General features: G+C 68.5%; 9 protein-coding genes, 1 tRNA gene and 1 pseudogene. 5 read left to right on the top strand and 6 right to left on the bottom strand.

What is annotated here, in order from left to right:
• The first annotated feature begins 134 nt into the window (after nt 1-134).
• A complete protein-coding gene (gene otsB / locus ACYVLQ_RS29305) occupies nt 135-4,109 on the top strand; it encodes a trehalose-phosphatase (protein WP_460700773.1) in 3,975 nt (1,324 codons plus the stop codon).
• Nucleotides 4,110-4,132: 23 nt separating this feature from the next.
• Here otsB and ACYVLQ_RS29300 read toward each other — a convergent pair whose 3' ends face one another.
• On the bottom strand, nt 4,133-6,514 hold the full coding sequence (locus ACYVLQ_RS29300) for a phosphoketolase family protein (protein ID WP_460700772.1): 2,382 nt from the start codon (nt 6,512-6,514) through the stop codon (nt 4,133-4,135).
• A 12-nt stretch (nt 6,515-6,526) separates the two neighbouring features.
• Nucleotides 6,527-7,453 (bottom strand): universal stress protein, encoded by a 927-nt coding sequence (locus ACYVLQ_RS29295; protein ID WP_460700771.1) that lies wholly within the window; start codon nt 7,451-7,453, stop codon nt 6,527-6,529.
• A 351-nt stretch (nt 7,454-7,804) separates the two neighbouring features.
• Here ACYVLQ_RS29295 and ACYVLQ_RS29290 point away from each other — a divergent pair, with 351 nt between their 5' ends.
• Both ACYVLQ_RS29290 and ACYVLQ_RS29285 read left to right on the top strand, forming a co-directional pair.
• Nucleotides 7,805-8,209: a nitroreductase family protein gene (locus ACYVLQ_RS29290; protein WP_460700805.1), complete on the top strand. Its 405-nt coding sequence runs from the start codon at nt 7,805-7,807 to the stop codon at nt 8,207-8,209.
• 13 nt (nt 8,210-8,222) lie between these two features.
• The gene (locus ACYVLQ_RS29285; RefSeq protein ID WP_460700770.1) at nt 8,223-8,825 is read left to right on the top strand and encodes an Rv1733c family protein; all 603 of its coding nucleotides are present in this window, start codon (nt 8,223-8,225) and stop codon (nt 8,823-8,825) included.
• Between the two features lie 751 nt (nt 8,826-9,576).
• Here ACYVLQ_RS29285 and ACYVLQ_RS29280 read toward each other — a convergent pair.
• The 4 genes and pseudogenes from ACYVLQ_RS29280 to ACYVLQ_RS29265 all read right to left on the bottom strand — a co-directional run bounded on the left by ACYVLQ_RS29280 (nt 9,577) and on the right by ACYVLQ_RS29265 (nt 11,034).
• A complete protein-coding gene (locus ACYVLQ_RS29280; RefSeq protein ID WP_460700769.1) occupies nt 9,577-9,888 on the bottom strand; it encodes a hypothetical protein in 312 nt (103 codons plus the stop codon).
• 22 nt (nt 9,889-9,910) lie between these two features.
• Nucleotides 9,911-10,015: pseudogene (locus ACYVLQ_RS29275) on the bottom strand (hypothetical protein); the annotation flags it as partial.
• 226 nt (nt 10,016-10,241) lie between these two features.
• Nucleotides 10,242-10,469, bottom strand: coding sequence for a helix-turn-helix domain-containing protein (locus tag ACYVLQ_RS29270; RefSeq protein ID WP_460700768.1), 228 nt, complete (start codon nt 10,467-10,469; stop codon nt 10,242-10,244).
• Between the two features lie 488 nt (nt 10,470-10,957).
• Nucleotides 10,958-11,034 (bottom strand) — tRNA-Pro (locus ACYVLQ_RS29265).
• A 295-nt stretch (nt 11,035-11,329) separates the two neighbouring features.
• On the opposite strand from ACYVLQ_RS29265, the gene ACYVLQ_RS29260 reads away from it, so the two are divergent.
• Both ACYVLQ_RS29260 and ACYVLQ_RS29255 read left to right on the top strand, forming a co-directional pair.
• Complete coding sequence (locus ACYVLQ_RS29260; RefSeq protein WP_460700767.1) at nt 11,330-11,932, top strand: hypothetical protein; 603 nt, start codon at nt 11,330-11,332, stop codon at nt 11,930-11,932.
• A 160-nt stretch (nt 11,933-12,092) separates the two neighbouring features.
• A complete protein-coding gene (locus ACYVLQ_RS29255) occupies nt 12,093-14,480 on the top strand; it encodes a beta-glucosidase family protein (RefSeq protein WP_460700766.1) in 2,388 nt (795 codons plus the stop codon).
• The last annotated feature ends 29 nt before the right edge of the window (nt 14,481-14,509 follow it).

The following is a 14,509-nucleotide window of genomic DNA, read 5'->3' as shown; positions in this document are numbered from 1 at the left end:
GGGAGCGGGGGAGGTGCCGTTGGTCCCGTACGGCACTGCCGGTCGGCTCCTGTCGACCGGGCGCGGCTCCGGCGGCGCACCGGCGGGACTTGCGACCCTTGCCCGTGGCGGTGGGCCGGGCCCAGGCTGGTGTTGTGACACCGAAGCATCCGGGCGGCCCGCTGATCGACACTCGCCGCCACGACGCGGTGATCTTCGACCTGGACGGGGTGGTGACCGACAGTGCGTCGATCCACGCCGCGGCCTGGACGGAGCTGTTCGACGCCTTCCTGGCCCGGCGCACGCCGACCGCGGCCGAAGTCCTCTCGCCGTTCACCGCGACCGACTACCAGCGGTTCGTCGACGGCAAACCGCGATACGACGGGGTCGCGGACTTCCTTGCGGCGCGTGGGATCACGCTGCCGCGCGGGGAGCCGTCGGATGCCCCGGGCACCTCGACGGTGTGCGGTCTCGGGAACCGGAAGGACGAACTGTTTCTCGCGCACCTCGCCCGCACCGGAGTTCCCGTGTTCGCCTCCACCGTCGCGCTGGTTCGACAGCTGCGAGCCGCGGGCCTCGGTATCGCGATCTTCTCGGCCAGCCGCCACTGCGCGGAGGTGCTCGCGGCGGCCGGGGTCGCCGATCTGTTCCCGGTGCGTGTCGACGGGATCGTCGCCGACGAACTGAACCTGCCCGGCAAACCGGATCCGGCGATGCTGACGGAGGCGGCTCGGCGGCTCGGCGCCGAGCCGGAACGGACGGTGGTGGTCGAGGATGCCGAGGCGGGCGTGGCCGCCGGGCACCGCGGCGGGTTCGGGCTGGTGGTCGGCGTCGATCGGGTCGGTCATGCGCAGCGGCTGCGCGCGGGTGGCGCGGATGTGGTGGTCGGTGATCTCGCCGACGTGGGGGTCCGCGCGGGATTCCGGCACATGTCGGAGGTGCCGGACGCGTTCATCTCCTGGATCGCCCTCGAGGACCGGCTCGAGCCCGGGAAGACCGCCGTACTCCTGGATTTCGACGGGACGCTGGTAGATATCGTGGCCGATCCGAACGCGGCGATACTCGCCGACGGTGTCGGTGCGACGCTGGGCCGCTTGGCCGGGCAGTGCCCGGTCGCCATCCTGAGCGGCCGTGATCTCGACGATGTGCGTGCGCGGGTGGGCGTGGAGGGGATCTGGTACGCGGGCAGCCACGGTTTCGAAGTCCTGGCTCCCGACGGCAGCCGTCACGTCCACGACGCCGGACCGAGTGCCGAGCAGGCACTGGCCCGGGCCGCGGCGGAACTCGATCGGCGATTGCGTGCGCTCGCGGGTGTGCTGGTGGAGCACAAGCGATTCGCCGTCGCGGTGCATCACCGCAACGTCCGCGCCGAGGCGGTGCCCGGTGTGGTGAGCGCCGTGCACGACCTGGCGCGACAGGAGGGGTTGCGGGTAACCACGGGACGCAAGGTCACCGAACTGCGGCCGGACGTGGACTGGGACAAAGGCCGTGCCCTGCAATGGCTCGTGGAGCGCATCGGCACCTCGATGGTGCCGATATATGCCGGTGACGACCTGACCGATGAGGACGCCTTCGACGCAATCGCCGACGCCGGGCTGGCCATCGTGGTGCGGCACACCGAGAACGGTGATCGCCGCACGGCCGCACACTTCGCGGTCGACGGTCCGGTCCGTGTGCACGAGTTCCTGAGCCGGTTGGCCGATAACCTGTCGCGCGAATCGGGCTCGTCGCCGTCGCGGTCCTGGACCCTCACCTACGACGGCTACGATCCGGCGACGGAGAAACAACGCGAGGCGCTGTGCACCGTCGGCAACGGATACCTGGCCACGCGCGGTGCCGCGCCCGAATCCCGGGCCGGGGCGCAGCACTACCCGGGCACCTACATCGCAGGCGTCTACAACCGGCTGACCGATGAGATTGCCGGACGGACCATCGACAACGAGAGCCTGGTGAACGCGCCGAACTGGCTACCGGTGACGTGGCGCACGACAGACGGCGAATGGTTCGACCTCGATTCCGCCGAACTCCTGGATTATCGGCAGGAGTTCGATCTGCGCCGGGCGGTGCTGAGCCGGACGCTGCGATACCGCGACGCGGCCGGTCGCGTCACGGCGGTCACGCAGGAGCGGTTCGCCGCGATGCACGAGCCACACGCCTGTGCGCTGCGAACGACGATCGTCGCGGAGAACTGGTCGGGACCGTTGACGATACGGTCCGCGATCGACGCCGGCGTACGAAACTCGCTCGTCGATCGCTATCGCGGCTTGTCCGATCAGCATCTGGCACCGATTGCGGCCCGGCCCGTCGATTCCGACGCCGTCGTGGTCCTGGTACAGACCAATCATTCACGCGTTCCGATCACCACCGCCGCGCGCACTGTCGTCTATAGGAACGGCGAGAAGGCTTTTCCGGCAAACGAACTCGTCGACGGCGACGGTCTGTTCGGATACGACATCGGCATCGAGGTGGCGACCGGTGAAGCGATCGTGGTCGACAAGACCGCCGTGACGTTCACCGGCCGCGACCATGCCGTGTCCGCGCCCGACGATGCGGCCGTACGATCGCTCGGCGAACTCGGCGATTTCGAGGAGCTGCGTACCGCCCACGCGAGCGCCTGGGATCGACTGTGGTCGCGGCTGTATATCGAGCTGCAGGGCAGCGAGCACGCCCTGCGCGTGTTGCGACTGCATCTGCTGCACCTGGTCCAGACGTTGTCGCCGCACACGTGCGATCTCGACGCGGGTGTCCCGGCTCGGGGACTGCACGGCGAGGCCTACCGCGGTCATGTCTTCTGGGATGAGCTGTTCGTCTTCCCGGTGTTGAATGTGCGGTTTCCCCAGCTGTCTCGTGCGCTGCTGCGCTACCGCTATCGGCGCCTGCCCGAAGCACGTCGCGCCGCCCGTCGGATCGGTGCCGCGGGCGCGCTGTTCCCGTGGCAATCGGGCAGCGACGGACGCGAGGAGAGTCAGCAGCTACACCTGAATCCTCGCTCGGGGCACTGGAATCCGGACCCGAGCGCGCGTGCCCGGCACGGCGGGCTGGCGCTCGCCTACAACGTGTGGCAGTACTACCAGGCCACCGGCGACGGTGAGTTTCTCGCCGATTACGGCGCCGAGCTCCTGGTGGAGATCGCCCGATTCTGGTCGGGCACAGCCGAATACGATCCGGCCGATGATCGGTATCACTTTCGCGGTGTCATCGGCCCGGACGAATTCCATGCCGGTTATCCGGACGCGCCCTACGACGGGATCGACGACAACGCCTACACCAACATCATGGCGGCCTGGACCCTGCGACGCGCCGTGGCGGCCGTGGCGGTTCTCGCGCCGCGGGTCCGGGCCGAGTTGCTGGATGCGCTGGGGGTGATGCCGTGCGAGACGACGCGCTGGGCGGAGGTCGCCGGTCGCGTATTCGTGCCCTTCCACGACGGCGTCCTCAGTCAGTTCGCGCGCTATGACGAACTGGCCGAACTGAATTGGGAGCACTACCGCCGCCGCTACGGCGACATCCAGCGTTTGGACCGGATCCTCGAGGCCGAGGGCGACGATGTGAATCGCTACCGGATCGCCAAGCAGGCCGACGTACTCATGCTGTTCTATCTGCTCTCCGCCGACGAACTGCGCGAACTGCTGGGGCAGGCGGGATATGAGCTGCCCGGCGACATGATTCCACGCACCGTCGACTACTACCTGGCCCGCACCTCGCACGGGTCCACCCTCAGCGCTGTCGTGCACGCCTGGGTACTGGCCCGTGCGAACCGGGATCGGGCGCTCGAGTTCTTCGGCAATGTCCTGGAATCCGATATCGCCGACATCCAGGGCGGGACCACCGCGGAGGGGATCCACCTCGGCGCGATGGCCGGTAGCGTCGACCTGGTGCAGCGCTGCTTCACCGGGCTGGAGATGCGCGGCGACCGGATGATCTTCGCGCCACGCTGGCCGAAAACACTGGGAACTCTGGTGTTCCCGATCATCTACCGCGACCATCGCCTGACCGTGCGAATCGACACGACCGCCGTCGAGGTCAGCTCGGACGCCGACGGCGCCGCTCCGATCGAGATCGAGTGCCGAGGCGCCACCGCCCGCCTCGCCACGGGCCATACCGTACGGTTACCGGTCGATCCCGACTGACGGGTCGGCGGGCCCCGCGGACGTCACGCGTGCGCCTTTCCCGGCCACGTCCAGTCGGTGATTTCCGGTGGGTCCTCGCCGAACCGGCAGGCGTGGTCGTGTGCCCGATCGAGCAGTCCGAGCAGGTGCTCACGCAGGTGGCCGATGCGAGTATCCAGCCGCGGCACCTGTTCGAGCGCGGCGAGCGCGAGGTGGTAGCGGTCGATACCGTTGAGGGCGCACATCTGAAATGGTGTGGTGGTGGTGCCGCGGTCGTGGAAGCCGCGGACGTGCAGGCGGTCGTGGCCGGGGCGGCGGTAGGTGAGTTGATGAATGAGCCAGGGGTAGCCGTGGAAGGCGAATACCACGGGACCGGACGGGGTGAAGATGTCGATGTAGGCGTCGTCGGAGATGCCGTGCGGATGCCGGTCGGCGGGAAACAAGCGAGCCAGATCGACCACGTTGACAACGCGAACGGCCAGGTCCGGCACCAGTTCCCGCAGCAGCGCCGCCGCGGCCACGGTCTCCTGGGTCGGCACGTCACCGGCGCACGCCAGCACCACGTCGGTGTCGCCGCCGACATCCGAACTGGCCCAGGACCACACGCCCAGGCCCTGCGCGCAGTGCCGCCTGGACTCCGGCTCGTCGAGATACTGCAGGGCCGGTTGTTTCCCCGCCACCACGACATTCACGTATCCGCGACTGCGCAGGCAGTGGTCGAAGACCTGCAGTAGGCAGTTGGCATCCGGCGGCAGATAGACACGCGCCACCTCCGGGCGCTTGCTCAACACGTGGTCGATGAAGCCGGGATCCTGATGCGAGGCGCCGTTGTGATCCTGCCGCCACACATGCGAAGTGATCAGGTAGTTCAGGCTGGGAACAGGCTCGCGCCAGCGATACTCGGCGGCCATGTACAGCCACTTGGCGTGCTGCACCACCATCGAGTCCACCACGTGCGCGAAGGCCTCGTAGGTGGAGAACACCCCGTGGCGGCCGGTGAGGGTGTAGCCCTCGAGCCAGCCCTGGCACAGATGCTCCGACAGCACCTCGAAGACCCGGCCGTCGGGCGCCAGGCGATCGTCACCCGGCCGCCGGGCCGCGTGCCAGCGGCGGCCGGTCACCTCCAAGACGGCGTCGAGCCGGTTGGAGGTGTGCTCGTCGGGCGAAAAGAACAGCAGGTCACGAGGATTGGCCCGGAGCGCGGCCCGCAGGTAGGCACCCAATACCCGGGTCGCCTCCGCAGTGAACTCGGCCGGGCGAGACGCCGGCAGGGCGTGCTCGGCAACGGTCGGCAAGCGCAGATCGGTCTGGGTGCGTCCGTGCGCCACGGGATTCGCGCTCATGCGCAGATCGCCCGGCGGAGCGGACGATCGAATGCGTGAGACCGGTGCACCACCCGGCTCGAACAGCTCGCCGGGCCGGTACGAGCGCATCCAGTGTTCCAGCAGCGCAAGGTGTTCGGGATTCTCGCGCACGGCGGGCAGCGGCACTTGATGGGCGCGGTAGGTGCCCTCCACAGGCACTCCGTCGACACTCCGCGGGCCGGTCCAGCCTTTCGGGGTGGACAGCACGATCATCGGCAGCCGGGCATTGCCGGGACCGGTGCGCCGACGGGCGTCGTCACGGATCTCGGCGATCCGATCGAAGACCTCGTCGAGCACCTGACGGTAACGCTCGTGCACCTCCGTGGGCTCGCTGCCCCGGACATAGCGTGGTTCCCATCCGTGCCCGGTCAGGAGCGCATCGAGGTCCTCGCGCGGGATCCGCGCCAGCAGTGCGGGATTGGCGATCTTATACCCGTTGAGGTGCAGGATCGGCAGCACCGTCCCGTCGGCGACCGGATCGAGGAACGCGGGCGCGTGCCAGCTGGTGGCCAGGGCTCCGGTTTCGGCCTCACCGTCACCGATCATGCACGCGACCACCAACTCCGGATTGTCGAGCGCGGCGCCGGTCGCGTGCGCGAGCGAGTACCCGAGTTCGCCGCCCTCGTGAATCGAGCCGGGCAGATGTGGCGATGCGTGGCTGGGCACTCCGCCGGGAAACGAGAACTGCCGGAACAGTTCTCGCATTCCCGCGAGGTCCTGTGCCACCGCGAGGTGGCGTTCGCTGTAGGTGCCTTCCAGCCACGCGGCGGCATTGAGTCCGGCCGCGCCGTGCCCGGGACCGCAGACGAACAGCATCGACTGCCGCCTGGTCGCGATGATCCGGTTGAGGTGGGCGTAGGTGAGGGTGATGCCCGGCACACTGCCCCAATGCCCGACCAGCCGCGGCTTGATATGGTGCGGCGCAAGGGGTTCGGAGAGTAGCGGGTTGTCCGTGAGATAGATCTGCCCGACCGACAGATAGTTCGCGGCCCGCCACCAGGAATCCAGATCAGCGATCGTGGTGTCTGTGTCGGTGTGCACTCGGGGAAGGACCTCCGTCATCTCCGCTACCTCCTACTTTGCCGGGTGGACGACCATGACCGGGCAGTGCGCGTGCTGCACCAGGGCGTTCGAGGTGGACCCGAGCAGCAGACTGCGGAAACCGCCGCGGCCGCGGCTACCCACCACCAGCAGTTGCGCGGACTTCGACCAGCGGAGCAGTTCTTCGGCCGGGGCCGCCAGCGCGACCTCGCGCCGGACAGGTACGCCCGGGTACTTCTCCTGCCAGCCCGCCAACCGCTCGGCCAGCGCGGCGCGCTCGTCGGTTTCGATCTCGTCGACCGGGAACAGCAGGTACGGGTCGCCGGCGAACCGACCGATGGTGAGATCGTTCCACGCATGCACGGCCACCAGCTCGGCCTTACGCTGAGCGGCCTCCTCGAACGCGGCGGCCAGGGCGCCCTCGCTGACGGGGCTGCCGTCGATGCCGACGACCACCGGACCGTCGGCTCGCACGTGGCCGTCGGTGTCCGGATCCGTCCGCACCACCACGATAGGCCCCTCGGCATGACTGGTGACAGACAGCAGAATGGAACCGACGTGTGCCAGGAGTCCGTTCGTGCCGGAGGCGCCGAGCACGACCAGATACGCGGTGGCGCTGTGCCGCAGCAGAATTTCGGCCGGGCCGTCGTCGGATACCTCCGTCGACACTCGCGCGCCGGGGCTCGTCTCCTGCGCGCGCCGCTTCGCCCGTTCCATCAGTACCGCGCCCTGGGTTCGGACGCCGTCGAGCACCGGTGGTACCCAGACGTCGTAGCGGCCGAAGACGTCGCGCATCCCGTTCAGATCCAGCCCGTGCACGATGCGCAGCTCCCGGCCGCGCTCCAAGGCGACTTCGGCCGCCCACGTCAATGCGGAGTCCGCCGCCGCGGACCCATCGACCCCCACCACCACGGGCGCGGACGCCAAGCGGTGCGGATCGCTGCCGTACTCGCGCGTCATCGCTGATTCCTTTCGTCGTAAGCAGTCCGATGTCATCGGTGTCGGTCCTCACGCTAGGAATGCGCGCCGCCCGGTGATGCTGCCGAAAGTCCCGGACCCGGAGGACTCGAGCACCTCGTGGACGTCGCCGGAAACCGGTCGCCGTGATCGTTGTCAGACGGCCCGGCGGCCGGTGACCTTCGGCAGTCTCGGTGCCACGCGCCGGGCGCGAGGCTGGATCACACACGGACCATCGTCCGGGGCGGTTCCGCCGGTCGGGCGTCGACCGCGGTCGGCGAATCCTGAAAGGAGCGAGACCATGTCGAACGCGCATCCCGATCGTGAGACCCTTACTCCGCACTGGCCTTGGCCGTGCGAGCCCCGTCGGTCCACAACAGCGCGGTGGGCGCGGATGTGGTGACCGTCCGGCCGTTCTCCAACCCCGGTCTGCCACAGTCGGTCTACCGCGACGCGGGCGCCGCAGACCGGATGCTGCTGCTGAGTACCTCCGGCGACGATCGGATATCGCGGCTGCGGGCCGGGGAAGCCACCAGTGCGGTGCTATTGGCAGCGACCACGCTCGGGCTGGCCAGCTGCCCGTTGACCGAGCCGCTCGAGGTGCCCGGCACCCGCAAACGCCTCGGCACCGACATCCTCGGTGACAGCGGTTCTCCGCAGATGATCATTCGGATCGGTTGGGCGGCAACCAGTTCCGATCCGCTTCCGCATACACCGCGGCGTGCGGTCGGCGACGTCGTGTTGCCGCTGGACCGGTAGGGAGGTGCTCGTCATGACCGAACACCCGATGATCGCGCAGCGGATCTGGCGGACGGCGCCGTGGTCGCCCAGTCCGCTCCTCCGCCCTTCCGACCGGCTGGAAGGCGTAATCCAGATCCTGGCCGTTGTCGTGGTGTTGGCGGCTGTTCCGCTGTGCGGCGCGATCGGCACCGCTCGATACGGCTCGACCGTCGTCGAAGCCCGCGCCGAGAACGCCACGAAAGTACCGGTGACGGCGCTGATCATCGACGATCCGGTGCAGGTGACGAAGTCGCGAGGCAATGGACCCTATGACGAACGCTTCCATGCCGAGGTGGAATGGAATACAGACGGTAGGTCCGGCGCGGCGACCATGGAAGTGGACCGCACCGCACGTGTCGGTGACCCGGTCTCGGTATGGCTCGGGCCGGACGGTAGCCGGGTCGATCCGCCGGTGGCGGCGAACTCGGCGGTCTGGCGGGGAATCGGCCTCGGCTCGGGCACGCTGGCCGGAATCTGGGGCACAACCGCGGCGGTGCTCTGGTTGACGGCATGGGCCTTCGGCCGACACCACGGTGCGGCCTGGGCGCGGGAGTGGCACGAGATCGATCGCCCGATCGAACAGGACAGACAATGACATTGAGCGTGGTGGGGGTGCGAGACTGGGCACATCGACCTGCGACGGCCTCCACGTCGGCCAGCGGCAGGCCCTGGGTGCGGGCGATCTGCCAGCGCGCCGCGCTGCGGGACAGATTGCCCTTCTTGTGCTCGCGCCATGTCCGAGTGCGGAAAACCGCCGGGGAGCGATACCGGTAGCTGGCGGGATACACGACCGCAGCAGGATGTTCTCCATCACCACCACCACTGCGATGCAATCCTCGGCAGCGCACCGTCGCGAGGAGTGCTGCTGTTCGCCGATCACCCGTCACCGGGAGTTCCACGAGACCTTGGCTGAATGGCTTTGTCCGACAGGGCGATTCGCATTCTGGGACGGCCAGGTGCAGTGTGGGGCCGCGGCGGGCCAGCGTCGTGAGAACGGTGGCGAGTTCGAGCTTCGCCAGCGGGATGCCCAGGCAGCGGTGCGGCGCGCTGCCGAAGGCCATGTGCTACGAGGGTTCAGGCGGTGCGCGTCGAATGCGTCGGCGGCCGGAACCGTTCGTCGTCGCGGTTGGCCGAGGCCAGACCGGGAACGACCAGGCTTCCGCAGGGATGAGGGTGCCGGACAGTTCGATGTCTCGCGTCACCCTGCGTGGTACGGCGATCTCGGTGTGCCCGTTCGTGCCGTGCGGAGTGCCAATGCTGCCGCAGCCGTCCTGTCAAGTATCAAGCGGTCGATCACTATTCGGTCGACCTCGCGATTGCTGTTGTCTTGCATGGCATTTCCCTCCTCACTTCCTCGACGCACCAGGCAGTAGCGTGATGTCGATCAGGGCCTGTGGTTGATGGTCGTGACAGACCAGTATCCAGTGAGCTCGGATAGTAAACCAGTCAAGGGTGTCGAGCCGGATGCGGAAAGCTGCAGTCGCCGTATGGTTTCCGGTGAGAAGATGTAGGTAGGCGGCCTCTACGACTTTGAGGTCTTCGGGATGGATCTGCGGGATACGGCCGCGTCGGCAGGCGAGGCGATGGTGGTCGTCGGCAATCCACTCGTGAATGAGACGAGACTCGAGATCGACTATGCCGATGGCGTGAACCGTCACGGGTAAGGGACCAGCTTCGGTTTCAGACCAGCGCCGGTCGGCGTGGTGGTTGTTGAGAGTAGTACGCGGCTTCGTATTCGGCCGGGGTCAGGTAGTCCAGCCGGGAATGCAGGCGGGCGTTGTTGTACCAGTCGCATCATTCCATGAGCGCGAACTCGACCTCGGCGAGGGTGCGGAACAGGCCGTGCCGGCGCACGACCTCGGTCTTGAACAGTCCGATGATCGATTCCGCGAGAGCGTTGTCGTAGGCATCCCCGACAGAGCCTATGGACAGTTTGATGCCGACTGGAACCTGCAGGGATGGGGTCCTTTCAGTGCACCCCCGGAGTGAGTGCTCTGCATCGTGGGCTCGATTATTGAGCCGGGCGGATGTGCCGGGATTCCAGGTATTCCTCGAGATCGCTTGCGGATATTTCGCGACCCGTTCCGACACTCGAATGAATCCCGGTCCCCTGCGCCGGTGTTGCGCGGCGCCAGCGGCGCAAGGTGGAGGTGTCGACGCCGAGCAGTTTCGCGACCTCGGCGGGGGTATACATGGGCTGGTTCAGCAGTACATGTTGGATTCCGTCCGGAATCTGCATGACAGACCTCCTGCCCTCGGTGCCCGCGGGCCCGGATGCGTTGTCCGCCACGCAGACACGGCTGGATCCGGCAGGCTGCGGAGAAATCGATCGACGCCACAGGAGAGGGGAGAACGTGGCGTGACGACGTGTCGTCCGCTGACGTCACCACGGCAGACCGCGGTGTGCGATCGAGACTGCCGGGGAGCGCTGCATCCGGTTCCGCTGCTGCGGTTGCCGGGGACCTCCAGAAACTGGACTGTTCCACCACGGTAAGCCCGCGCCCGTTCTGCCCGCAACCTTCCAGCATCCTCGACTGTGGCCGACCGGAACTGCCCATAACGGACACCGGCCGACGACCGGAGTGGGCTCTGCAGGACTCGACGGAGCGCGCGTCGTGCGCGATGATGGCGGGTGTGCCCGACAGGCTTGATGTGCCTGGGACCGGCCTGTGGTCCATGATTGGTCCACAGAACGGGTTCCCCCAAAGGGGAAAACCCCCTCTGACCTGGTCGGGCTGACAGGATTTGAACCTGCGACCACTTGACCCCCAGTCAAGTGCGCTACCAAGCTGCGCCACAGCCCGTGGCTCCCGCTTGCGGCGGGTACTCGATGAGATTACCCCAGGACCCCCGGGTGGCACCAAATCGGCATGACAGGGGGTTGATGGGCGTGTTGGGTGCGGAGTTGGGTGGTTCGGGGGGCATGGTGCGGTGGGATGTGCAATCTTGTTATCGCCCAACGAGATTGACCGCCGGATCGGGTGGTGAGGGCGGCGCGCATCGGAAAGGGGGTGCGGTCGGGACATGGTTGTGCAGCGCAGGTCGCGGGGCCGGTCGTCGGGGAGCGGGGTGCCGAGGAGTGGTGGGCCGCTTCGGGATGTGGCTCGCGGAGCGCCCGCGCCGGTGTGGCCGGGGATGATCACGTCCGCGCGGCCGCGGCGGCACGCTCGGCGGCGGACTCGGCGCGGGATGCTGGTGGGGTCGGCGGCGATGATCGGGTCGGCGGCGGTCGGCGTGCTGGTGTTGGGCCGGGTCGATGCCCATACGCCCGCGACGGAGCCCGAAGCGCTGGTGGGCGCGGCCGATCTGAGCCTCGGTGGCGGGCCCGAATGCCTCCCGGCGCGAACGGCGCAGCTGGTGCGCGGGAACGGTGTGGGGTCGACGGGGTCGGGGCCCGACGTCATCCTGGCGTTTCAGCACGCGTACTACGTGGCCCGGTCGGGGTTGCGGGCCCGAGCCGTCACGACTCCCGATGCGTGGGTGTCACCGGCGGCGGTGATCGATGTCGGGATCGCGACGGTTCCGATCGGCACCCGGCACTGCGTAGAGATCGCGCCGCGGCCGGACGGGCGGTTCGCCGTGACGATCACCGAGAACCGGCTGGATCGAACGGTGCGCACCTATCGTCAGGAGGTGACCGTCGAGGTCCGCGAGAGCGCCGTGGTGATCACCCGGATCGACCCGGTGCGCCCGCGACGGTAGGCGCGACGCCGAACGAACCGTCCCCACCCGAGGAACGGCGCGTCGCAGGACGGTGTGGTGGAGTGACGATCGGGAGATGCGGGAGACACGCACTTGACCGAGCGGTCGGTCGGGTAGCCTCGGGCGGGATACGCGGCAGTCGACAGGAACGGGGCGGCGCATGGACGAGCGGATCGAGGAGTTGCTGGCGAAACTGGACCTGCCTGCGAAGGTGCGGCTGATCTCCGGGGCCGGAATGTTCCGGATGGCGGGCGATCCGGCGATCGGGCTGGCCGAGATGCCGGTGTCGGACGGTCCGTCGGGGGTGCGCGGGGAGAACTGGGACGAACGCGACCCGTCGGTGAGCCTGCCCTCGGGCACCGCGCTGGCCGCCACCTGGGACCGGGACCTGCTCGGCGAGATCGGCGGGCTGATCGCCGCGCAGGCGCGCCGCAAGGACGTGTACGCGGTGCTGGGCCCCACCATCAACCTGCATCGATCCCCGTTGGGCGGCAGGCATTTCGAATGCTTCTCCGAGGATCCGATGCTCACCGCCGAGATGGCCGACGCGTACGTGCGGGCCGTGCAGCGGTACGGGGTGAGCGCGTGCCCGAAACACTACGTGGCCAACGACTCCGAGACCGATCGCTTCACGGTCGATGTGCGCGTCGACGACCGCACGCTGCACGAGTTGTACCTGTATCCGTTCGAGCGCAGCGTGCAGGCGGGCGCCTGGATGGTGATGGCGGCCTACAACTCCGTCGACGGCGCCACCATGACAGAGAACGGGCTGCTGGACGAACCGCTCAAGGGCAGTTGGGGTTTCGACGGCGTGGTGGTGTCGGACTGGACGGCGGTGCGGTCTACCGAGGGCGCCGCGCGGGGGACCGATCTGTGCATGCCCGGCCCACCGACGCTGTGGGGCGAGCCGCTGCTGCAGGCGGTCCGTGCGGGCACCGTGCCGGAGGCGGCGATCGACGAAAAGGTCCGGCGCATCCTGCGTTTCGCGATACGCGTCGGTGCGCTGGACGGATCTCCGGCTCCCACACCGGAATTCACCGACGAGCAGTCGCGACGCCTGGTGCGCCGCGCCGCCGCCGAGGCGATGGTGCTGGCCCGCAACGACGGCGTGCTGCCGCTGCGGCCCGATACGACGGTCGCGCTGCTGGGCGCGCCCGCGGCCGAGCCGCGGCTGATGGGCGGCGGCAGCGCCACGGTGATCCCGTCCCACATCAGTACGCCGCTGCGGGGTCTGCGAGACGTACTGCCGGTCACCCCCACCGCCGGTGTCTGGCTGTCTGACGCGTTGTCCCCGGTGTCGCTGGACCTGATCACCGACCCCGAAACAGGCACGCCCGGACTGTGTCTGCGCTATCTGGACGGCGATGCGGTCCTCTCCACCCAACACCGCGCGGCGGGAAATCTGGTTCTCTTCGGCGACCCGGCGGCGGAGCGTGCGTCGGCGGTCGAGCTGCGCGCGACATTGCGTGCCGACCGGTCCGGCGAATGGCGCATCGGTGTCGGGGCGCTCGGGCACGTGCGGCTCGATCTGGACGGCGAGACCGCGGCCGAGGGGGACGTCGGATTCGAGGGCAGCGATCCCGTTGCCGCACTGCTGGGTCCGCCGCAGCGAGCGGTCACGCGAACGCTGGCCGAGGGCCAGGAGGTCGACGTCCGCATCACCATCGGCAATCTGAGCGCGATGCCGGGACTGGGCGTCTTCCTCGGCGTGACGCTCGGCGCCGAGCGTCCGCGGCGTTCGCCGGAGGACGAATTCGCGGCCGCGGTCGAGGCGGCGCGAACGTGTGACGTGGCGGTTGTGGTTGTCGGCACCACCGAGCAGATAGAGAGCGAGGGCACCGACCGGGCCACCTTGCGGCTGCCGGGTCGCCAGGACGAACTGGTCGCCGCCGTGGCGGCGGTGAACCCGCGCACCATAGTCGTGGTGAATTCCGGTGCACCCGTGGAGATGCCGTGGCGCGAGGATGTCGCCGCGGTGCTGCTGTCGTGGTTCCCGGGGCAGGAGTTCGGCGCGGCGCTGGCCGATGTGCTCACCGGCGCGAGCGAACCCGGTGGGCGTCTGCCCACCACGTGGCCGAAAACCATGGCCGATGTCCCCGTGTTGAACACCACTCCCGACGGCGGGGCCCTGACCTACGCCGAGGGCGTGCACATCGGTTACCGGGCCTGGCTGCGAGCCGGGATCGAACCCGCGTATCCGTTTGGCCACGGGCTCGGTTATACGACATGGGAATTGCGCAATCTGGATGTCTCGGGCCGGACCGTCACCGTCACGGTCACCAATATCGGTGAGCGCACGGGCAAACAGGTCGTGCAGGTCTATCTCGCCCGCGAGCACAGTGCGATCGATCGGCCGGTGCGCTGGCTGGCCGCGTTCGCCGCCGTGACCCTGGAGCCGGGGGAGTCGCAACGCGTGGAAATCGCGTTGCCGCAGCGGGCATTCGAGCACTGGACCGAAGCGGGGTGGGCCGTCGAGCCCGGTGTCTTCGGCGTGCATGTCGGCACATCGGTGATCGCGCTGCCTTTGGCGGCCGAGATCGTCGTCTGACCGCGCAGGGTCTGTCGTTCCGGCGTGCT

It is taken from the genome of Nocardia thraciensis, assembly GCF_054782435.1.
The sequence above is the reverse complement of the archived record's forward strand: the minus strand, read 5'-3'. Positions and strand labels throughout refer to the sequence as shown.

Coding starts and splice junctions, on each gene's coding strand:
- ACYVLQ_RS29285 (WP_460700770.1), top strand. CDS start 8,223: ATGACCGAACACCCGATGATCGCGCAGCGGATCTGGCGGACGGCGCCG.
- ACYVLQ_RS29255 (WP_460700766.1), top strand. CDS start 12,093: ATGGACGAGCGGATCGAGGAGTTGCTGGCGAAACTGGACCTGCCTGCG.
- ACYVLQ_RS29300 (WP_460700772.1), bottom strand. CDS start 6,514: ATGACGGAGGTCCTTCCCCGAGTGCACACCGACACAGACACCACGATC.
- ACYVLQ_RS29295 (WP_460700771.1), bottom strand. CDS start 7,453: ATGACGCGCGAGTACGGCAGCGATCCGCACCGCTTGGCGTCCGCGCCC.
- ACYVLQ_RS29270 (WP_460700768.1), bottom strand. CDS start 10,469: ATGCAGATTCCGGACGGAATCCAACATGTACTGCTGAACCAGCCCATG.